The organism is Rhizobium sp. IY2 (assembly GCF_047532935.1).
In the GTDB taxonomy this organism is placed as follows: domain Bacteria; phylum Pseudomonadota; class Alphaproteobacteria; order Rhizobiales; family Rhizobiaceae; genus Rhizobium; species Rhizobium anhuiense.
In genome coordinates, this window is sequence record NZ_JBLKNU010000014.1 from 1 (window position 1) to 19070 (window position 19070).

Annotated in this window: 18 protein-coding genes; 14 read left to right on the plus strand and 4 right to left on the minus strand. The window is 61.8% G+C overall.

The genetic code is table 11. From position 1 onward, the window contains the following. The 13 genes from ACMUVN_RS29845 to ACMUVN_RS29905 all read left to right on the plus strand — a co-directional run. Positions 1-355: zinc-binding dehydrogenase (locus ACMUVN_RS29845; protein WP_414815863.1), on the plus strand; the 355-nt coding region annotated here is incomplete at its 5' end. A 3-nt stretch (positions 356-358) separates the two neighbouring features. Continuing rightward, positions 359-1195: an S-formylglutathione hydrolase gene (gene fghA / locus ACMUVN_RS29850; protein ID WP_048338724.1), complete on the plus strand. Its 837-nt coding sequence runs from the start codon at positions 359-361 to the stop codon at positions 1193-1195. Positions 1196-1249: 54 nt separating this feature from the next. After that, positions 1250-1822: an S-(hydroxymethyl)glutathione synthase gene (gene gfa, locus ACMUVN_RS29855; RefSeq protein WP_047619564.1), complete on the plus strand. Its 573-nt coding sequence runs from the start codon at positions 1250-1252 to the stop codon at positions 1820-1822. Between the two features lie 386 nt (positions 1823-2208). After that, positions 2209-2925, plus strand: a complete 717-nt coding sequence (locus tag ACMUVN_RS29860) for a GntR family transcriptional regulator (RefSeq protein WP_047619566.1) — start codon at positions 2209-2211, stop codon at positions 2923-2925. Then, positions 2922-3833, plus strand: coding sequence for a dihydrodipicolinate synthase family protein (locus ACMUVN_RS29865; protein WP_127431824.1), 912 nt, complete (start codon positions 2922-2924; stop codon positions 3831-3833). Before ACMUVN_RS29860 ends, ACMUVN_RS29865 begins: the two co-directional genes overlap by 4 nt. Then, entirely contained in the window at positions 3826-5343 is a 1518-nt protein-coding gene (locus tag ACMUVN_RS29870; RefSeq protein ID WP_132575090.1) for an aldehyde dehydrogenase, read from the plus strand. Before ACMUVN_RS29865 ends, ACMUVN_RS29870 begins: the two co-directional genes overlap by 8 nt. Beyond that, complete coding sequence (locus ACMUVN_RS29875; RefSeq protein ID WP_132575088.1) at positions 5340-6686, plus strand: NAD(P)/FAD-dependent oxidoreductase; 1347 nt, start codon at positions 5340-5342, stop codon at positions 6684-6686. Before ACMUVN_RS29870 ends, ACMUVN_RS29875 begins: the two co-directional genes overlap by 4 nt. A 78-nt stretch (positions 6687-6764) precedes the next feature. Then, positions 6765-7616: a glycine betaine ABC transporter substrate-binding protein gene (locus tag ACMUVN_RS29880; protein WP_047619572.1), complete on the plus strand. Its 852-nt coding sequence runs from the start codon at positions 6765-6767 to the stop codon at positions 7614-7616. Positions 7617-7741: 125 nt separating this feature from the next. Further along, positions 7742-8848 (plus strand): quaternary amine ABC transporter ATP-binding protein, encoded by a 1107-nt coding sequence (locus ACMUVN_RS29885; RefSeq protein ID WP_132575086.1) that lies wholly within the window; start codon positions 7742-7744, stop codon positions 8846-8848. A gap of 5 nt (positions 8849-8853) precedes the next feature. Continuing rightward, positions 8854-9702: an ABC transporter permease gene (locus ACMUVN_RS29890; RefSeq protein WP_048338730.1), complete on the plus strand. Its 849-nt coding sequence runs from the start codon at positions 8854-8856 to the stop codon at positions 9700-9702. Next, positions 9699-10550: an ABC transporter permease gene (locus tag ACMUVN_RS29895; protein WP_414815864.1), complete on the plus strand. Its 852-nt coding sequence runs from the start codon at positions 9699-9701 to the stop codon at positions 10548-10550. The genes ACMUVN_RS29890 and ACMUVN_RS29895 overlap by 4 nt, the downstream gene beginning before the upstream one ends. 16 nt (positions 10551-10566) lie before the next feature. Further along, a complete protein-coding gene (locus ACMUVN_RS29900) occupies positions 10567-11565 on the plus strand; it encodes a 4-hydroxyproline epimerase (protein ID WP_047619580.1) in 999 nt (332 codons plus the stop codon). A gap of 25 nt (positions 11566-11590) precedes the next feature. Then, the gene (locus ACMUVN_RS29905; RefSeq protein ID WP_047619668.1) at positions 11591-12604 is read left to right on the plus strand and encodes a GlxA family transcriptional regulator; all 1014 of its coding nucleotides are present in this window, start codon (positions 11591-11593) and stop codon (positions 12602-12604) included. Between the two features lie 6 nt (positions 12605-12610). Here the strand turns inward: ACMUVN_RS29905 and ACMUVN_RS29910 are convergent, their stop codons facing one another. From ACMUVN_RS29910 to ACMUVN_RS29920, 3 genes are read right to left on the minus strand one after another with little or no spacing between them, the layout of a single operon-like run. Further along, positions 12611-13891 (minus strand): M24 family metallopeptidase, encoded by a 1281-nt coding sequence (locus ACMUVN_RS29910; protein ID WP_127431820.1) that lies wholly within the window; start codon positions 13889-13891, stop codon positions 12611-12613. A gap of 47 nt (positions 13892-13938) precedes the next feature. After that, a complete protein-coding gene (locus ACMUVN_RS29915) occupies positions 13939-15030 on the minus strand; it encodes an FAD-binding oxidoreductase (RefSeq protein ID WP_127431819.1) in 1092 nt (363 codons plus the stop codon). Beyond that, the gene (locus tag ACMUVN_RS29920; RefSeq protein ID WP_048338733.1) at positions 15020-16273 is read right to left on the minus strand and encodes an aromatic ring-hydroxylating oxygenase subunit alpha; all 1254 of its coding nucleotides are present in this window, start codon (positions 16271-16273) and stop codon (positions 15020-15022) included. The genes ACMUVN_RS29915 and ACMUVN_RS29920 overlap by 11 nt, the downstream gene beginning before the upstream one ends. Positions 16274-16383: 110 nt before the next feature. On the opposite strand from ACMUVN_RS29920, the gene ACMUVN_RS29925 reads away from it, so the two are divergent. Next, entirely contained in the window at positions 16384-17271 is an 888-nt protein-coding gene (locus ACMUVN_RS29925; protein WP_048338734.1) for a LysR substrate-binding domain-containing protein, read from the plus strand. Positions 17272-17284: 13 nt separating this feature from the next. Here ACMUVN_RS29925 and ACMUVN_RS29930 read toward each other — a convergent pair whose 3' ends face one another. After that, complete coding sequence (locus tag ACMUVN_RS29930; protein ID WP_414815865.1) at positions 17285-18937, minus strand: acyltransferase; 1653 nt, start codon at positions 18935-18937, stop codon at positions 17285-17287. Between the last annotated feature and the right edge of the window lie 133 nt (positions 18938-19070).

The following is a 19070-nucleotide window of genomic DNA, read 5'->3' on the forward strand; positions in this document are numbered from 1 at the left end:
CCTGATCGGCGGCGCCGACTATACCTTCGACTGCACCGGCAACACCAAGGTGATGCGCCAGGCGCTGGAAGCCAGCCATCGCGGCTGGGGCAAGTCCATCATCATCGGCGTTGCCGGCGCCGGCCAGGAGATCTCCACCCGGCCGTTCCAGCTGGTCACCGGCCGCAACTGGATGGGCACCGCCTTCGGCGGCGCGCGTGGCCGCACCGACGTCCCGAAGATCGTCGACTGGTATATGCAGGGCAAGATCCAGATCGATCCGATGATCACCCACACCATGCCGCTCGATGACATCAACAAGGGCTTCGAGCTGATGCATACGGGCAAGTCCATCCGCGGCGTGGTCGTGTACTGAGCCATGAAAACCATCTCAACCGAAAATTCTCATGGCGGCACCCAGGGCGTTTACATCAATCGCTCGGATGTCTGCGACTGCGACATGACCTTTGCGGTATTCCTACCGCCGCAGGCCAAAGTACGGAAGTTGCCGGTTCTATGGTACCTATCCGGTCTGACCTGCACCCATGCGAACGTCATGGAAAAGGGAGAGTATCGGCGTCTTGCCGCAGAACTCGGTATTATCATCGTCTGCCCCGACACCAGTCCGCGGGGCGATACCGTCCCGGACGAGCCGGATAATTGGCAGTTCGGCAAGGGTGCCGGCTTCTACGTCGACGCCACCGAGCCGCCGTTCGCACAGAATTATCGGATGTACAGCTACATCGTCGATGAATTGCCGAAGCTTATCGCGGCCGAGTTTCCGGTCGACATGACGCGGCAGGGAATCTTCGGCCACTCGATGGGGGGACATGGCGCGATCACGATCGCGCTCAAGCACCCCGAACGCTTCGGCAGCTGCTCGGCCTTCGCGCCGATCAGCCATCCCTCGGTCTCCGGCTGGTCAAAGCCGGCATTCCAGAAATACCTCGGATCGGATGAAAGGAACTGGCGGGCCTATGATGCCTGCTCGCTGATCGAAGACGGGCACCGGTTCCCGGAATTCCTCGTCGACCAAGGCACGGCGGATAGCTTCCTGCAGGACGGATTGCGCCCCGAAGAGCTCAGGCAGGCCTGCGAGACGGCCGGCATCAGCCTGCGGCTTCGCATGCAGGACGGGTACGGCCACTCCTACTTCTTCATTTCGACATTCATGGAAGACCATCTGCGCTGGCACGCGCGGAGATTGGGAGACTGATTGCAGAGCTTGGCCGGGCATATCGCAAACGGCCCAGAAGGGGAGGAGAAACCCATGACCAGCATAGCCATACATCCGGCAGTGGATTCAGGCTTTCGGGCGACTGACGCTGCTTTCGCAGGCGGGACGCTCGTCTGCAAATGCGCAAGCAATCCGGTCAAGGTGAAGATCAAGGGCGATATCGCCCATAATCACGCCTGTGGCTGCACCAAGTGCTGGAAGCCCGAGGGCGCCGTCTTCTCGGTCGTGGCGGTCGCTCCGACCGAAAGCGTCGAAGTGCTGGAGAACGGCGATAAGCTCGCCGTCGTCGATTCCGCCGCCTTGATCCAGCGCCACGCCTGCAAGGAATGCGGCGTGCATATGTATGGGCCGGTTGTGCGCGAACATCCGTTCCAGGGATTGTCCTTCGTCCATCCGGAACGCTTCCAGGAAAGCGGCTGGGCGAAGCCGGGCTTTGCGGCCTTCGTGTCGTCGATCATCGAGAGCGGCTTCGACCCCGCGAAGATGGACGCTGTCAGGGCGCAGTTGAGGGCGTCCGGCCTCGAGCCTTACGATTGCCTAAACCCTGGCCTTATGGACTACATGGCCACGTGGACCGCCAAGAAGAGCGGCGTTCTGGCTTCTTAATCGACCCCGGGGAGCGCCGGGCCGGCGCTCCCCGACAAAACCGCCGCCACCGGAAACGAGATATTCCGCAATGGCCGCTCGCCGGGTCGCCGGCGTCCAGGCTTCGAGGCCTGATGACCGACGTCGTATCGACGTCAACTCCAGAGACATTCTCACCGACCTGCCACGATGATCCGCTGGCAAGAACGCCGCGACGGTCGCCGCCGCGGAATGTCGATCATTGTCAGCACGTTAAGCGGCGCCTGACAGGCATCGCGACCATAGCGCTCGGCATCATTGTGTATTCTATAAATACTAATTGTGTACGCAAAGTACACAATTATTGACTCCCTCCGACAAGCGTGCCATTTTCACGGCGTAGAGCAACGACTGGCCGGAGAGCGACGATGGCGAAGACACCCAAGAGCAATCTCTACGAAGACCTGAAACGGCAGATCCTGACGATGGAACTGGACCCGGACGCCGATCTGGACGAAGCCAGTTTGAGTGAAAGATACGGGCTCTCGCGGACGCCGGTTCGCGACATATTTCGGCGCCTTGCCGGCGAGGGTTATATCGACATCCGCGAGAACAGGGGTGCGCGGGTCATCCCGATGAACCATTCCACCCTGCGGAATTTCTTTCTCGTCGCACCGATGATCTACGCGGCGATCGGCCGTCTCGCCGTGCAGAATTTCAAACCCGCCCAGCTTTCAGACCTGAAGCAGACCCAGGAGCGGTTCCGCGCCGCCAGCGAGAACATGGACCCTTTGGCGATGGTCCTCGAGAACAATCGCTTTCACGAAATTTTCGGCGAGATGTCGGGCAACGTCTATCTGCAGCCGAGCCTCGGCCGGCTGCTGATCGACCACGCGCGCATCGGCCACACCTTCTTCCGACCGAGGAACGAGGACATGAAGCGGCGGCTTCAAGTGGCCGTCGACCATCATGACAGCTTCATCGATGCGCTCGGCGCCCACGATGAGAATGCCGTCGTCGACCTCGTCTTCGAACACTGGGAATTGTCCCGCGAGAACATGGAGATGTTCATCGCCCCGCAAGGCCTCAAGGCGGACGCCTTCCTCGGCGGTCCCGCCACGCAAATATTGGAGAAGTCATCGTGAAGTTTGAGGGGATCTATACGCCGGCGGTGACGCCGCTCGATCAAAATGGCCAGATCGACAAAGCCGGATTTGCCGGCGTGCTCGAGTCGCTGATCGAGGCCGGCGTCCACGGCATCATCGTCGGCGGCTCGACGGGCGAGTATTACGCCCAGAGCAGCCAGGAGCGCTTCGACCTCGCAGCCTATGCGAGGGACGTCATCGGCACGCGGCTGCCGCTTATTATCGGGACCGGCGCCACGCGCACCGAAGATTCGGTCGAATACGCAAAGGCGGCGAAGGACATCGGCGCGGATGCAATCCTGGTGTCGTCACCGCCCTACGCGCTGCCGACCGAACGCGAGAATGCGGTCCACGCTCTGACCGTCGACCGCGCGGCCAACCTGCCGATCATGCTCTACAACTATCCCGCCCGCATGGGTGTCGTGATGGGCGAAGAATATTTCTCCCGCGTCGGTAAGTCGAAGAACGTGGTCGCCATCAAGGAAAGCTCCGGCGACATGGGCAACCTTCACCTGCTTGCCCGGAAATTTCCGCATATTGCACTGTCTTGCGGCTGGGACGACCAGGCGCTCGAATTCTTCGCATGGGGCGCGAAGAGCTGGGTCTGCGCCGGCTCCAATTTCCTGCCGCGCGAACATGTCGCCCTCTACGAGGCCTGCGTCGTCGAAAAGAACTTTGACAAGGGCCGCGCGATCATGACCGCGATGCTGCCGCTGATGGATTTCCTCGAATGCGGCAAGTTCGTCCAATCGATCAAGCACGGATGCGAATTGATTGGGCTGAACGTCGGCTCGGTCCGCGCGCCGCTGCGCCCGCTCAACTCGGAAGAAAAGCGAACACTTCAGACCGTCGTCGCCACCTTGAAGCGCACGGTCAGCCAGATCACGTCGGGAGCAAACCATGCATGAACCCTTGACCGCAGCCGAATACAAGGCGATCGCCGCCGGTCTTCAACTTCCGACGAATGCCTTCGTCGATGGCGCATTCCGTCCGGCGAACTCCGGCAAGACGTTCACCTCCACGAACCCTGCGACGGGTGAGGCTCTCGCCGAGATCGCTGCATGCGATGCCTCCGACGTCGACGCCGCCGTCGCCAAGGCGAAGCAAGCCTTCGACGATGGCCGCTGGCGGCTGCGTTCGCCGGCCGAACGCAAGGCGGTGCTCCTCAAGCTCGCCAAACTCTTGGAGGAGCATCGTCACGAGCTCGCCGTCATGGAGAGCCTCGACAGCGGCAAGCCGGTCGGCGAATGCCAGGCGGTCGATGTTGCCGATACCATTCATACGCTGCGCTGGCACGCCGAGCTGATCGACAAGCTCTATGACAACACCGCTCCGGTCGGCGCCAACGCGCTGACGATGATCGTGCGCGAGCCGATCGGTGTTGTCGGATGCGTGCTGCCGTGGAATTTCCCGCTGCTGATGCTGGCCTGGAAGATCGGCCCGGCGCTTGCCGCCGGCTGCTCGGTGATCGTCAAGCCGGCGCAGGAAACGACGCTCACCACGCTGCGCGTCGCCGAGCTTGCTCATGAAGCAGGTATCCCGGCGGGCGTCTTCAACGTCGTGACCGGCGGCGGCAAGGAGGTCGGCGAGCCGATCGGCCTGCATATGGATGTCGATATGGTGGCCTTCACCGGATCGACGCCCACCGGCCGCCGCTTCCTGCGCTACGCCGCCGACTCGAACCTCAAGAAGGTGGTGCTCGAATGCGGCGGCAAGAACCCCGCGGTGGTTCTCGACGATGCCGAAGACCTGGACCTCGTTGCCGAGCAGGTCGTTAACGGCGCCTTCTGGAACATGGGCGAGAACTGCTCGGCCACCTCGCGTCTGATCGTTCATGCCAAGATCAAGGACGAACTGCTGAAACGCATCGGCGCCTATATGCGCGAATGGAAGACCGGCGATCCGCTCGACCCGGCAAACCGCATCGGCGCGCTCGTCAGCAAGGCGCATTTCGAAAAGGTGAAGTCTTTCCTCGACGACGCCAAGACGGAGAAGCTCTCGATCGCCCATGGCGGTGAAACCTATAACGGCATCTTCATCGAACCGACGGTGGTCGAGGGCGTGACACCGGCCAGCCGCCTCTTCCAGGAAGAAATTTTCGGCCCGGTGCTTTCGGTGACGACCTTCAATTCGCTGGCCGAGGCGATCGCCCTTGCCAACGACACGAACTACGGCCTGACGGCGTCCGTCTATACCGGTAGCCTGCGGAACGCCATCAGGCTCTCGCGGGAGATCCGCGCCGGCGTCGTCACCGTCAACTGCTTCGGAGAAGGCGACGCCAGCACGCCGTTCGGCGGCTACAAGGAGTCCGGCTTCGGCGGCCGCGACAAGTCGGTCTTCGCTCACGACAATTACTGCGAACTCAAGACCATCTGGATCGACGTATCCGAACGGTCGGTCGACGAGACGATCCGATGACCCGCCATGTGATCAAGCACCTGCCGATCGATACCGGCGTTTCGGGATGGGAGGCGATCAGCGAACGCGCCTTTCCCGCAATGGCGCTTGAACACGACATTATCGCGGACTGGCTGATTGTCGGCGCCGGATTTGCCGGCCTGTCGGCGGCCCGCCGCCTCTCGCAGTTGCGCCCTCAGGACAAGATCGTCGTCCTGGAGGCGCGTGAGGTCGCCAAGGGTCCGGCCGGGAGAAATTCCGGCTTCATGATCGACGTGCCGCACAATCTCTCTTCCGGCGAGTATTCGGTGGCCGATGAAGAGGCGACCAAGGACGAGATTCGACAGAACCGTCTGGCGATTGCCTTCGCAGCCGATGTCGCGGCGGAATACGGCCTGTCCAGGGAAACCTTCGATCCGGCGGGCAAGGTGAATGCCGCGGCCTCCGACCGGGGGCTCGGGCTCAACGACAACTACAGGAAGTCGCTCGAAAAGATCGGTGAGCAGCATCGCGTTCTCGATGCCGATCAGATGCGGGAGATGACGGGCTCGCGCTATTATCGCGGTGGGCTCTATACGCCGGGCGCGGTGATGATCCAGCCCGCCGACTATATCCGCGGCCTGGCGCGCGGACTTAGCGCAAAGATCGCCATCCGCGAGCACTCGCCGGTGCTGGAGCTTTCCCGCGAGGGAAAGTCCTGGAAGGCGAAGACGGCTCGCGGATCGGTCTCCGCGCCGAAGGTCATTCTGGGCGTGAACGGCCATATTCAAAGCTTCGGCCATTTCCGCGGGCGGCTGATGCACATATTCACCTACGCGTCGATGACATCGGCCTTTTCCCAGAACGAATTCGGCGGCGATATCACCGGCGCAGACCGTTGGGCGCTGCTGCCGGCCGACCCGATGGGCGCGACGGTGCGCAAGATCACCACAGATGGCCGTTCGAGGATCGTCATCAGGACGCGGTTCACTTACGACCCGAGCCTCCAGGTGTCGGAGAAGCGGGTCGCCGGCGTGGCGGCCGAGCAGCGCCGCTCGTTCGACGCTCGCTTCCCCGGAATGGAAAGCCTGCCGATGGAGTTTAGCTGGGCGGGTGCGCTCTGCCTGAGCCGAAACCATGTGCCGGCATTCGGCGAAGTCGAGGAAGGGCTTTTTTCCGCCTGCTGCGAGAATGGTCTCGGCACCGTCAAGAGCACGCTTGCTGGAATGATGGCGGCCGATCTGGCGACAGGCGCCGCAAGCCCCGAACTCGACAAATACAAGAACCAGCCGGAACCGGTGAGATTGCCGCCCGAGCCGATCGCGTGGCTCGGCGTCAACTCGGTCATCCGCCTGCAGGAATTGCGTGCAGGCCGCGAGGGATGATCCCTCGGCCCGCGCAATGTGAAGCTGCCCGCTCGCAGACTTCAATGAGAATGGGAACGTAAAACAGGAGTAAGAACGATGAAAAATTTGTGGAAGGCGCTCTGCGCCGCTGCAATGATCGGGGTCAGCATCCTTCCTGCTCGCGCGGAAGAAAAGACGATCACCATGGGCACGATGTCGTGGGAAGATCTGACGCCCATCACCGGTATCACCAAGAAGGTTCTCGAAGACGCGGGCTACACCGTCAAGGTGACCGAGTTCTCCGAATGGGGCATCGCCTATGCCGCTCTTGCCAAGGGTGACATCCAGGTTCTCACCTCGCAGACGGACTATGTCGCGCAGGACTACTGGGACAAGAACAAGAACCGCCTCGAAAAGATCTCGCCGGTTTCGCACGGCCTCTATCAGGGTGTTGCGGTTCCCAAATATGTCCCGATCGACTCGCTGGAACAGCTCAATGAAAACGCCGACAAGTTCGGCGGCAAGATCATCGGTATCGAACCGGGCGCCGGCCTGATGCGCGATACCTCGAATGCGGTCAAGGACTACGGCCTCAAGCTCCAGCTCGTCGAGGGCAGCACCGCCGCGATGACGGCGGCGCTGAAGTCCGCCTATGATCGCAAGGAGTGGATCGCGGTGACGATCTGGGAGCCGTCCTGGATGGTCCAGAAGTACGAGGTCAAGTACCTCAAGGATCCGAAGGGCATCTTCCCGCCGCCGCAGAGCTACTACTGGATCGGCCATAAGGGCTTCTCCGCAGAGAACCCGCATGCGCGGGAAGTGATGGCCAGCGTCTATGTGCCGCTCGCCGACATCACCGCCATCAACGGCGCGGTCAATGAAGGCAAGACCATGGACCAGGCCGTGCAGGATTGGATCGGCGCCCATGCCGACCTGATCAAGCGCTGGGAAAACATCAAGAAGAACTAACCGCGTCGTGGCCGTCCGATCCGTCGGGCGGCCATCCTACAGCGCCGCGCGTTCTTTTGGACGCGCAAAGGACGCTGGGAGATTCAACGAGAGAAGCCAGCGCCGATTGGCTCAAGGGGATCGCTATGAAAACCGTAACTGCCGATATCAATGATGTCCTGATCGACTGCCAGTCCCTCTGGAAAGTCTTCGGTGACAAGTCCGCTGCGGCAATGAAGTCGATCAAGGAGCGCGGCCTCGGCAAAAAAGAGGTCTTGAAGGAATACAACTGCGTCGTCGGCGTGTCCGAGGCGAGCCTCCAGGTGCGGCGCGGCGAAATCTTCTGCATCATGGGCTTGTCGGGAAGCGGAAAATCCACGCTCATCCGCCTGCTCAACAAATTGATCACGCCGAGCGCCGGCAAGGTCCTCGTCAAGGGGCGCGACCTCGCCGCCCTGTCTCCGGTCGATCTCCGGCAGATGCGCGCCAGGAACATCGGCATGGTGTTTCAGAGCGTCGCTCTGTTGCCGCACCGCACAGTCCTGGAAAATGCGGCCTTCGGCCTCGAGGTGCAGGGAATAACCAAGCCGGAGCGAAACAAGACCGCCGTTGCCGCGCTCGAGAAGGTCGGCCTCGCCGACTGGGTGAACCGGTATCCGGGCGAGCTTTCGGGCGGCATGCAGCAACGCGTCGGTCTCGCCCGCGCTCTCGCTTCCGACCCCGAGATCATTCTGATGGACGAGCCGTTCAGCGCGCTCGATCCGCTCATCCGGCGCCAGCTTCAGGACGAATTCCGGCAGCTGACGAAAGCCTTGGGCAAGTCCGCGGTCTTCATCACCCATGATCTCGACGAGGCGATCCGGATCGGCGACCGCATTGCGATCATGAAGGACGGCGTCATCATCCAGACCGGCACGGCCGAGGAAATCATCCTCAACCCGGCGGATGCCTATGTCGCCGAATTCGTCGCCGGCATATCCCGTCTCCATCTGATCAAGGCGCATTCCGTCATGCGCAGTGTCGCCGAATTCCAGCAAAGCGCGCCGAATTCCGACATCGCGTCGCTGGCGCGCACGACGCCGGACGCCGACATCGACGAACTCATCACATTGACGATGCAGTCGGAGCGCGACGCCATCGCCGTCGTGGACCATGGTCAGATTGTCGGCGTGGTCACGCCGCGCAGCCTGCTGATGGGCGTCAAGGGACCATCCGCCCACGATCTGCCGGCGGCGTCCACCAACTGGAGCTGATTGACATGGATAGTTCAGGCTTCATCGATCTTTTTGACGAATGGACCGATTCCGCGCTCGAATGGGTGAGCGACAATGGCGAGTTCCTTTTCGATTCCATCAGGCAGGTTCTCGAAGGGCTCTATGCCGGGATCCTCTGGCTCCTGGAACTTCCGCCATTCTATCTGATCGCGCTGATCGTGGCGCTCGTCGGCTGGCGGCTGGTCAATGTCTGGTTCGCCCTGCTGAGCGGCGTCGCGCTGGCGCTTTGTTTTTCCATGGGACTCTGGCCGGAGACGATGAGTACGCTGGCGCTGGTCTTGACCGCAACCACGCTCGCCCTGGTGATCGGCATCCCGATCGGCATTATGGCCGGCTTCTTTCCCGCCCTCGATCGTTTCATGGAGCCCGGCCTGGACCTGATCCAGACGCTTCCGCCATACATCTACCTGCTGCCGGCGATCGCTCTGCTCGGCTATGGACCGGCGACGGCATTGATCGCGACCGTGATCGTCGCCGTGCCGCCGGCAATCCGCCTGACGTCTCTCGGTATCCGGATGACGCCCAAGGAGTTCATCGAACTCGGAGAGGCGCTTGGGATGACGCCGGCGAAGATGTTCTTCAAGATCCGCCTTCCCTTCGCGCTGCCGAGCATCATGGCGGGCATCAACCAGAGCCTGATGATGGCCTTCGGCATGGTCGTCATCGCAGGCATCGTCGGTTCCGGCGGGCTTGGCGAGACGATCTACGGCGCGATCAGAACGCTCGACATCGCGACCTCGATCAATGGAGCGATCGCCATCGTGGTTCTGACCATGGTGCTTGATCGCATAACCCAGAGTGCTGCTCGTCTGGGAACGGGGAGGAAGTCATGAATCCGTCCATCCTGCAGTTTTCGCCCGGCGCTTTCCTGGCGCCATCCGTCGATTGGCTCAACACCAACTTTCATCCGCTGTTTGCGGCGATCAGCTATCTGGTCGAAGCGGTGCTTTCCGGATTCGAAGCGGCACTGCTCTTCGTGCCGCCCTATGGGCTCATCGCGATCGTCGTCGTTCTGGCATTCGTCGCCGTCGGTCTGCGCGCCGCGATCCTGGCCGGTCTTTGCCTGGGCTTCTGTCTCCTCATGGGGCTGTGGACGGCATCGATGCAGACCCTGTCTCTGGTCACCGTCGCGGTCCTGATCTCCGTGCTCATCGCCTTCACGATCGGCGTCCTGTGCTCGCGCTACAAGACATTGGAGGCGATGGTTCGCCCGGTTCTCGATGTGATGCAGACCGTGCCGCCGTGGGTCTATCTCATTCCTGCGGTGATGATCTTCAGCCTTGGACGCGTGCCGGCAATCATCGCCACCATCGTCTATGGCATTCCGCCGATGCTCCGACTGACCACGCTGGCGTTCAACCAGGTGCCGAAGGAATTCATCGAACTTGGCAGCGCCATCGGGGCGCCGCCTCGCTCGGTGCTTTGGAAGATCGAGATCCCCTTGGCCAAGCAGACGCTCCTCGTCGGGCTCAACCAGTGCATCCTTCTGTCGCTGGCCATGGTCGTGCTGGCCGGCCTCGTCGGTGCCGGCGGTCTCGGTGCTGAGGTGACGCGCGGCTTGACGCGCATGGAGATGGGGCTTGGTCTCAGGGCAGGCCTGGCGATCGTCGCTGTCGCCCTTCTGCTCGACCGGCTGTCCCGCGGCCTGCTCGACCGCGACAGGCTGCCGAAGGCGAAATGAGCAAGGTCATAGAGAGATGAGAAACAGCTTCTTCTGCATCGATGCGCATACTTGCGGCAATCCCGTCCGCTTGGTCGCCGGAGGCGGTCCACTGCTTGCCCATGCACCGATCAGCGAGCGCCGGGAGATTTTCGTCCGCGACCATGATTGGGTGCGCAAGGCGCTGATGTTCGAGCCGAGGGGGCACGACATCATGTCAGGGGCGATCATCTATCCTGCCTATCGGCAGGACTGCGATTTCGCCGTGCTGTTCATCGAAGTGAGCGGCTGCCTGCCGATGTGCGGCGCCGGCACCATCGGCACCGTGACCGCCGCGATCGAGGAGGGGCTGGTCAAGCCGCGCGAACCCGGCCGGGTCGCCATCGAGACGCCTGCGGGGAGGGTTGACGTGACCTATGAGGAGAAGGACGGATATGTCGATTCCGTTCGTCTCCACAATGTGGCGAGCTATCTCCATGAGGCTGATGTCGAGGTGGATGTGCCGGGAATGGGCCGTCTGCGCGTCGATATATCCTATGGCGGCAACTATTATGCGGTCGTCGAACCACAGGATAACTGGAGCGGCCTCGACGGCATGACCGCATCCGACATTGTCGGCTGCAGCCAGAGACTGAGGTCGGCGCTTGCCGGTATCTGCGATCCTGTCCATCCCGACGACCCGAGGATTCGCGGTGTGCATCACGCCATCTGGTGCGACCGCCCGGTGAATGACGTCTCGGATGGACGCTGCGCCGTCTTCTATGGCGAAAAGGCCATCGATCGATCGCCGGGCGGCACCGGCACCTCCGCCCGCATGGCCCAGCTCTATGGGAAGGGGCGGCTTACCATCGGGTCGAGATACCGGCATGAAAGCCTGATCGGAACCATCTTCGAGGGCCGGGTCGAAGCCGAGGCGAGCATTGGACCCTATAGCGGCATTCTTCCCAGCATCGGAGGCTGGGCGCGCGTCATCGGGCACAACACCATTTTCGTTGACGATCGTGATCCGCTGGCGCATGGCTTTCAGATCCGATGAGCGCGTTTTCGGCAGGGAGATGACTATGCGACCCGATCAGCAACGCCAAGCAGACGACGCCGCAAGATCGGCTGGCCGGCTCAAAGTCGGGTTCGTTCTGGCGCGCTCGTTCACGCTGTCGGCCTTCGCACTCTTCGTGGATACGCTGCGGCTGGCCAGCGACGAGCAGGATCGCTCCGGAAGGCTTCTTGCCGACTGGCAGGTGATCGGCAGCACGAGGCACCTGATCACCGCGAGCTGCGGCGTCCAGGTTGCGCCGACCTCCGATTTCGTCGATCCGGCGAAGTTCGACTACATCGTGGTCGTCGGCGGCCTTCTGACGGTGGAGAACCCCGTCGACCAGCAGACCATCGCCTTTCTCAAGCAGGCGGATGCCAAGAAGGTGCCGTTGATCGGCGTGTGCACGGGTTCATTCATCCTTGCTGAGGCCGGCCTGATGAAGCGGCACGAAACCTGCGTGAGCTGGCTGCATTACAAGGAATTTCGCGAGCGCTTTCCCGAGCTCAGCGTTCGTTCCGACCGGCTCTTCAATCTCGATCGCCAGCGCGGCTCTTGCGCAGGCGGCAGCAGTTCCGCCGACATGGCGGCATTGCTGGTCAGGAAACGCATCAGCCGCGACGCCGAGCGAAACGCGCTTGAAGTGCTTCAGATCGAAAAGGCCCGGACGTCGGCGGATATACAGCCGCGGCGACCGCTCTACGACGAGTATGAAGACGCCCGCGTCAAGGCGGCGATGATTGCGATGGAACAGTTCGTCGACGGCAGCATGTCGATTCAGAAGCTTGCCGCCATGGTTGGCCTGTCAAGGCGGCAACTGGAGAGGATCTTCATCGACAAGACCGGAATGTCTCCCGCCAAGGCCTATAATCGTGTTCGCATGGAGCGGGCGAAATCGATCCTTGCCCAGTCGAAGGCGCCGCTGATCGAGATCGCGCTCGATGTCGGCTTTGAAAACGCCTCGCAGTTCACGAGAACCTTCAAGCGCACATTCGGGCAGACGCCGTCGCAGCATCGCGCAGCCGCTTTGAGAGCGCACTGAGTTTACTCAGATCTCTTCCCACGGAAACGTGTCCAGCCGCTCGGCGCCCCTGGCCGTGATCAGAGCCTGGGTTTCCAGCTTGATGCTCTCGGATCCGGCTTCGGCGATCAGGCTTTCGACGTTGAGCACCATGCCCTCCTCGAAGGCGCCGCTGAAATCCGGGTCGAAATCCGGATGCAGAAGGATCCCCGGCCACTCGTCCGCCATTCCGGTTCCGTGCAGAGCAAGCGTGTATCGATAAGGCTGGTATTTCTCCGGAATCCGCCACGACTGCGTGTTGAATTCTGCGAACGTCATGCCGGGCTTCAGGATTGCGAGATTGTGCTCGATCTGATCCCTGGCCGCCGCGTAAAGTTCCTTCTGCTTGGTGGTCATGGCGACATGCCCTGCGGTCCACGACCGCGAGAGGTCGGCGCAATAGCCGTAGGGTCCGATCATATCGGTGTCGAAGGATATCATTTCCCCGCGCTTGATGACGTAGTCCGAACACTCCTGATACCAGGGGTTCGTTCTCGGGCCAGCGGTCAAGAGCTTGGTCTCCAGCCACTCGCCGCCGCTGCGGGCGTTTTCGAAGTGAAGCTCGGCCCAGATTTCTCTTTCGGTGCGGCCGGGCTCTGACATCTCGTACATCCGCGCCATGCCGGCTTCGCAGACACGGATCGTCCATCGCATCAGCTCGATTTCGTCGGCGCTCTTGATCGATCGCGCCCGCTCCGCCAGTTCCTGGCCGTCGACAAGCGTGAAGCCGCGTTCGCGCAGTTCGAAGGCGCCGGCGGGTTCGAGCCTGTCCACCGCAACGCGCCTGTTGCTGCCATGGCTGCTCACGAGGTCCGCGACCTCGTCCGCCCAGGCTTTCAGGCGGGGTTCCATCAGGTTGCCCGCCGTGAAGAATATCCATGACTTCGCCGGCCGGATCTCGTCGATGCCGGGAAGCCCGTCATTGACGTGCTCGGCGCCTTCGAATTCGAACAGTATCGCCGGACCATCGGCGAGGACCAGAGCGTAGCGCGAGGCGTTGTGCATCGTCCAAATGCTCATATTCGATGAATCGAAGGCATATCGGATGTTGACGGGGTCGTAGAGCAGCAGGGCGCCGCAGTCCCATTCGCGCATCGTCGTGCGCAGGCGCTCCAGACGATAGCGGCGAGCCCGATCGAGCGTCGTGGCCGGCACAGGACTGATAAGAGGCCGATCCGCTCCCTCAGGATTGAGATATGCCTGCTTCCGCTCATCCTTGAAGACCGTCGAGCCGGTCGGCTCAGCGGAATCGCTTTGGTCTCGCAGCATCGAAGTCAGTCCTTGTCGTCGGTGAATGGCGCGACGTTACCGGGCGCTCAGCGCTCGATGACGAGATCGCTGAGCGGCTTCGAGCAGCAGGGCAGGAAGAAGCCGGCGTCGATTTCCCTTTGGCGAATTCCGCCATTGTGGTTCATGTCGACCGTCCCGGAGGCGAGCTTCGATTTGCAGGTGCCGCAGACGCCGTTCGCACAGGATGACGGTATCCTGACGCCCGCCTTCTTCGCGCATGAGAGCACGCTCTGCTCGCCTGTTACCGCGATGCTGCGGGCCTGTTTCGAGAAGGTGACCTGGAAAACCTTGGCAGCCGCCTCCTGAACCGCGGGAATTTCGGGTTCGTCGATGACAGCGGCGTCGAAGCTTTCCTCCAGGTAGTTCGAGCCGGCGACGCCGAGTTCGGCGGCAATGCCGCGCGCAGCCGCCATGAACGGGGCGGGACCGCAGCACATCACGGTTCGCTCAGTGATATCGGGAACGGCAAGCCCGATATATTCTTTCGAAATGCGACCGGTCAGGCCGGGCCAGGACGGCTCGCCGGCAACGGTCTCCGGGAGAAAGTGGAGGCGAAGACCTTTCAGCCTGCGGGCGATGCAGGCGAGCTCGTCGCGAAAGATCAGATCCTGGGGCGTCCGGCCGGCATGCATGAAGACGACGTCGGCCGGTTCGCAACTGTCGGCGATCTCACGCAGAATGGACATGACGGGTGTAATGCCGGAGCCGCCGGACAAAAGCAGAAGCTTACGTCCCGCCGTCTGGGGCCTGACGAAGTGACCGAGCGGACCGTTCGCCTTGACGGCTGCCCCGGGAGCCAGCGTGTCATGAAGCCAGTTGGAGATCTTGCCGCCGGGAACGCGCTTCACCGTCACGGAGAAGGCATTCGTCCGATGCGGCGAAGACGAGATGCTGTAGCACCTGTTTTCCGCCTCTCCATTGTGCTCGAGATCGAACAGAAAATACTGTCCCGCCTTGAAGGCGAACCGCTTGCCCTCGCGCGATGCGAAGGTGAATGTCTTGACGTCGTGGGTCTCCTGCTGAACGTCGAGACAAACGAGCGTGTCGTCTTCTTCCGGGTTCCAGACGTCGTCAAGAGCGGCCCTGGCTGTGGCCGCTTGCGGGCTCCTAGTATCCATGTGCGCGCATCCGGTCGATGTACCAGGTGGCGAACTTGTCGAGGTTCGTCTCGGAGAAGCGGGAATAGGGGCCCGGCTGATAGGCCGGGTCGAGAGCGCCTGCATGGGAGCGCGCCACCAGATCGGCGTCCTGGTCGGTCGTTGCTACCCAGACGTCCGTCAGCTTGTCGAGATCGTAATCCACGCCTTCGACGGCGTCCTTGTGGACCAGCCACTTGGTTCTGACCAGCGTCTTGCCCGCGGAGAGCGGGATGACGGTTGCCACCACCGCATGGTCGCCCATGAAGTGGTTCCAGCTGTTGTGGCCCCAAAGATGCATGTCGCCGAGATCCTTGCGGGTCATGTGCCCGAGCAGTTTGGAGGATGCGGCGGTGGCATCGTGGGTCTGGGATTCACCAGCGCCTGCGATGATCAGCCGCTGGGTGCGGAAATTTGTGGCGCAGTCGGCGAGTTGCTCGACGGCAGCCGAGGGAAAGCCGTCAGCCTCCCACGCCTTCGTCCGCTCTTCATACAGCCTGAAATGCTCCTCGGCCTGTTCGCGATCCTCCGGGCTCAGCGTCTCGGGGTCGAAGCCGAAGTCGAGATCGACGAAGGAGACGCAAAGCTCCGGATGGTTCGCGGAGCAATGGTAGCACTCGCGATTGTTCTCCATCGTGAGCTTCCAGTTGCCGTCCTCGATGACGTCGGTCTGGTGAGCGATCTTGGCATTGCGGATGTCGTAGGGAGCGAGGCGCTCGACCATGGCCTGTTCGAGGAGAGCGATGTCCTCGGGCGGATTGTCGGAGAGGCAGACGTAGATCAGCCCGCCGATCGACTTGAAGGTGACGGGCTTGAGGCTCCGACACTCCTTGTCGAAGTCCTTGCCCATGTGCGGGGCGTAGCTGAGCTCGCCCGTCAGTTCATATGTCCAGGTGTGATAGGGACAGACGAGTTTTGAGACGATCGTCTTGCCCGGATCGAGAAGGCGGGAGCCGCGATGGCGGCAGACATTGTGCAGGACGCGAATTTCTCCGTCGTCGTCGCGCAGGAGGATCAGGCTCGTCTTGCCGATGTCGATCACCGTGGCGTCGCCGGGTTCGGGAACGTCACAGTCGAGGCCGACACAGATCCAGTGATTGTGGAAGAAGACGTCGATGTCTGCTTCGAACACATCTTCTCTGACATACAGCCCGGCCGGCAGCGAGTGACCGTTGGCACGAGCGTCGAGAAGGGCTGAAATGGAAGAAGGAAGTCTGTTTAGCATGAGAACCTCTTATGCGAGAGTTTCCCTAGATTGCCCTTGCACTACCGGCATTTCAACGGCATAAAAAATCACGTTCGCATAAGTTTTTATCATGCGATGAGAGGTTTGCGATGCATTTCCGAAGACGGCTCCCGTCGCTGACGGCGCTGGTGACCCTGGAGGCGGTGTTGAGACGGAAAAGCTTCACCACGGCTGCGACCGAACTCGGTGTCACCCAGGCAGCGGTCAGCCGGCAGATTGCCTTGCTGGAGGAGGAACTCGGCCAGCCCCTATTCGTGCGCAAGCATCGAGCGATCGAGCCGACAACGGCATGCATCAACCTTGGCGCCACGCTGGCCAAGAGCCTTGCCGATATCGCCGAGAGCGTGGAAGCGATCCAGTCGCGCAGCCAGGACGTCGTGACGATAGGCGCGACCGTCGCCTTCTCTTCTTTCTGGCTACTGCCGCGGCTGGCCGAATTCCGCCGGGCAAACCCTGGCATTCTGGTGCGGGTGATTTCCCAGGACAGCCCGATTGCCCTCGACGATGGAGAAGTCGACGTGGCAATTCGATACGGTGTGCCTCCCTTCAGCGATGGAACCGTCATCGCCTCGCGCGGCGACGTCATTTGCCCCGTCTGCTCTCCCGATTACCTCAGGCGCCGGGCAGATGGTCCGCTGGGCTCCGGTGACGAATTCATCGAAACCGATGTTCTCGATCGTTCCTGGTATAGCTGGGCGCAATGGTTTTCGCTGACCGGCGCCAACCTCGAGATAAAGCCGTCGCTGCGGTTCAATCATTATACCGAGACCATCGCAGCCGCGCGCGCGGGCCAAGGGATGGCATTGGGATGGCGGATGCTGGTCGGCACCTTTCTGGAGGATGGAACCTTGGTGCAGGCCGATGGCGGCGAGCTTGCCGCCGAGGATCGTTACAACGTCATCGTGCCGGTCAAAGCCAAGCGCAGCAATGCGCGCGACCTTGCCGCCGCCTGGCTGACAGCATCACTGCACGGTTGATCGAAAACTATCGTCACAAACCCAGTCCCACAGTTGACGTTCGGTGGACGCCTTTCGGGACGAAGGCGAAGCGATCCGCCAGACCGAGGAAATCGGCGGCCAGGTGAATGACCGAAAGCCACATCTCCGTCCCCTGCAAGCCCGGTTCGCCGCCATCGGCAAACGGGAATCCCTCACCATCCCGCCATCGATCCAGAGCCTTCGATATGAGATTGCGGGCGATCGCTTCGCCATCGGCCCGCCTGTAGTCGGTCTGCCGCGCAATCAGCAGCAGGGGATGAATCGTATCGAGCAGGTTGCAGGCATTGTATTTCGCGCCGACGAAGCCCTTGTGGTTGCGATAGTTGAGGTGAACCGTTTCGAGCGAGGCGTGCGGGTGCGGAAGCGCTGCGCCAAACTGGGCGTAGGTGCCGCGTGTCAGCCGATAAAAACCGTTTACCGGTTGGAGCCATCCTTCCAGCGCAGTCGGCTCGCCCCATAGGCCGGAGACGCTGTTGGCATTGCGGCTCAGCCACTCGAAAAGTTCCTGCCGTGAATGCCGGATGCCGAAATACTTCGCATTGAAGTACATGGCGGTTCCGATCGCATCGACCACGCTGCCGGCATGCCACGCCCGGGTCGACCAGGGCAGGGCGCTTAGCCATTCATCGAGCTCTTCAGCGCCGAGCTCTACCGCATGGACAGCTTGCCGCGGGCTGGAGCCAAGCAGTTCAAGCGCATAACCAACCGCAAGGACGTTATAGAGCGCCTTTGGATCATCCCTGAGCGCCTTGCCATACATGCGCAAATGCTCTTCCGGGAAAAGCCCGGTCTCCCGTTCCTGCAGGCCTTGCAGAAGATGGACGGTCTCGGATGGATCGAGGTCGGGTGGCAGGTGACCGAAGCCGGCGGCGATCTCGATGGCATCGCATAAATGCCGGATCGCCGGTCTGCGGACGCCGTCCGCTTCCCGCGATTCATAGGTTCCCTGCGGTTTCCAGCGTGCAAGGATATCGGGCCATTGGTCTTTCGCTTTCTGGCCGAGCCTGACCAACTGATCTTCGATGTCTCCCGTGCCGGATTTCCTGGGCGCCGAGCCTCGGCTCCGCAGCACCCGGGCCGGCACGCCGCCGGCAACCGACATGGCGGGAATGTCGCCCGTGACAACCGCGCCGGCGGCGATCACCGCGCCATTTCCAATCGTGGCGCCATCGAGGATCACGCAATTGGCGCCGATCCAGACGTCGTCGCCGATCACTATGCCGATGCTGACGACACCCTGGCGGTGGATGGGAATGGCCGGATCGTCGAAGCCATGATTGAAGCCGACGATCGAGGCGTGCGAGGCAATCCGCACGCCATTGCCGCAGGTCACCGTGCCGGACACACAGGCATAGGGATTGATGGTGCAATCGTCGCCAAGGATCACTTGGCCGCGGACGAGTGCGTGCCCGGCGATCCAGGAGCGCTCGCCCATCATCAGGCTTTCGGTGAAGATCGCGGCATGCTCGGCGATATAGGACGTCTCAGCCAGCTCCGCATCGCATGATCGCCGGAGTTCCGCCTTGCGGGCCAGGTGGGCCGGATGACGGAGGTCCGACGCAATGTGTTCCCAGGTCAGGTATTGAAGCCTGCGCGCTTCCCGCTCTTCGCTCGCCGATATGTGATGGCTGTTGGCGTGATCCATCCTGCTCCTCATTCTCAGGTTCAGCCGCTGAATATTCGTCTGCCTTCAGCGATCCATTGCCTCGCTGCATCAGACTGCCTGATCCGTTTAAAAGCAAGACATCCGACACGCGCCGATCATCGGCAACGTGCGG

Bases quoted from the DNA above. Each gene is read 5' to 3' on its own strand.
- fghA (WP_048338724.1), top strand. From the start codon at position 359: ATGAAAACCATCTCAACCGAAAATTCTCATGGCGGCACCCAGGGCGTT.
- gfa (WP_047619564.1), top strand. From the start codon at position 1,250: ATGACCAGCATAGCCATACATCCGGCAGTGGATTCAGGCTTTCGGGCG.
- ACMUVN_RS29860 (WP_047619566.1), top strand. From the start codon at position 2,209: ATGGCGAAGACACCCAAGAGCAATCTCTACGAAGACCTGAAACGGCAG.
- ACMUVN_RS29870 (WP_132575090.1), top strand. From the start codon at position 3,826: ATGCATGAACCCTTGACCGCAGCCGAATACAAGGCGATCGCCGCCGGT.
- ACMUVN_RS29875 (WP_132575088.1), top strand. From the start codon at position 5,340: ATGACCCGCCATGTGATCAAGCACCTGCCGATCGATACCGGCGTTTCG.
- ACMUVN_RS29880 (WP_047619572.1), top strand. From the start codon at position 6,765: ATGAAAAATTTGTGGAAGGCGCTCTGCGCCGCTGCAATGATCGGGGTC.
- ACMUVN_RS29885 (WP_132575086.1), top strand. From the start codon at position 7,742: ATGAAAACCGTAACTGCCGATATCAATGATGTCCTGATCGACTGCCAG.
- ACMUVN_RS29890 (WP_048338730.1), top strand. From the start codon at position 8,854: ATGGATAGTTCAGGCTTCATCGATCTTTTTGACGAATGGACCGATTCC.
- ACMUVN_RS29895 (WP_414815864.1), top strand. From the start codon at position 9,699: ATGAATCCGTCCATCCTGCAGTTTTCGCCCGGCGCTTTCCTGGCGCCA.
- ACMUVN_RS29900 (WP_047619580.1), top strand. From the start codon at position 10,567: ATGAGAAACAGCTTCTTCTGCATCGATGCGCATACTTGCGGCAATCCC.
- ACMUVN_RS29905 (WP_047619668.1), top strand. From the start codon at position 11,591: ATGCGACCCGATCAGCAACGCCAAGCAGACGACGCCGCAAGATCGGCT.
- ACMUVN_RS29910 (WP_127431820.1), bottom strand. From the start codon at position 13,891: ATGCTGCGAGACCAAAGCGATTCCGCTGAGCCGACCGGCTCGACGGTC.
- ACMUVN_RS29915 (WP_127431819.1), bottom strand. From the start codon at position 15,030: ATGGATACTAGGAGCCCGCAAGCGGCCACAGCCAGGGCCGCTCTTGAC.
- ACMUVN_RS29920 (WP_048338733.1), bottom strand. From the start codon at position 16,273: ATGCTAAACAGACTTCCTTCTTCCATTTCAGCCCTTCTCGACGCTCGT.
- ACMUVN_RS29925 (WP_048338734.1), top strand. From the start codon at position 16,384: ATGCATTTCCGAAGACGGCTCCCGTCGCTGACGGCGCTGGTGACCCTG.
- ACMUVN_RS29930 (WP_414815865.1), bottom strand. From the start codon at position 18,937: ATGGATCACGCCAACAGCCATCACATATCGGCGAGCGAAGAGCGGGAA.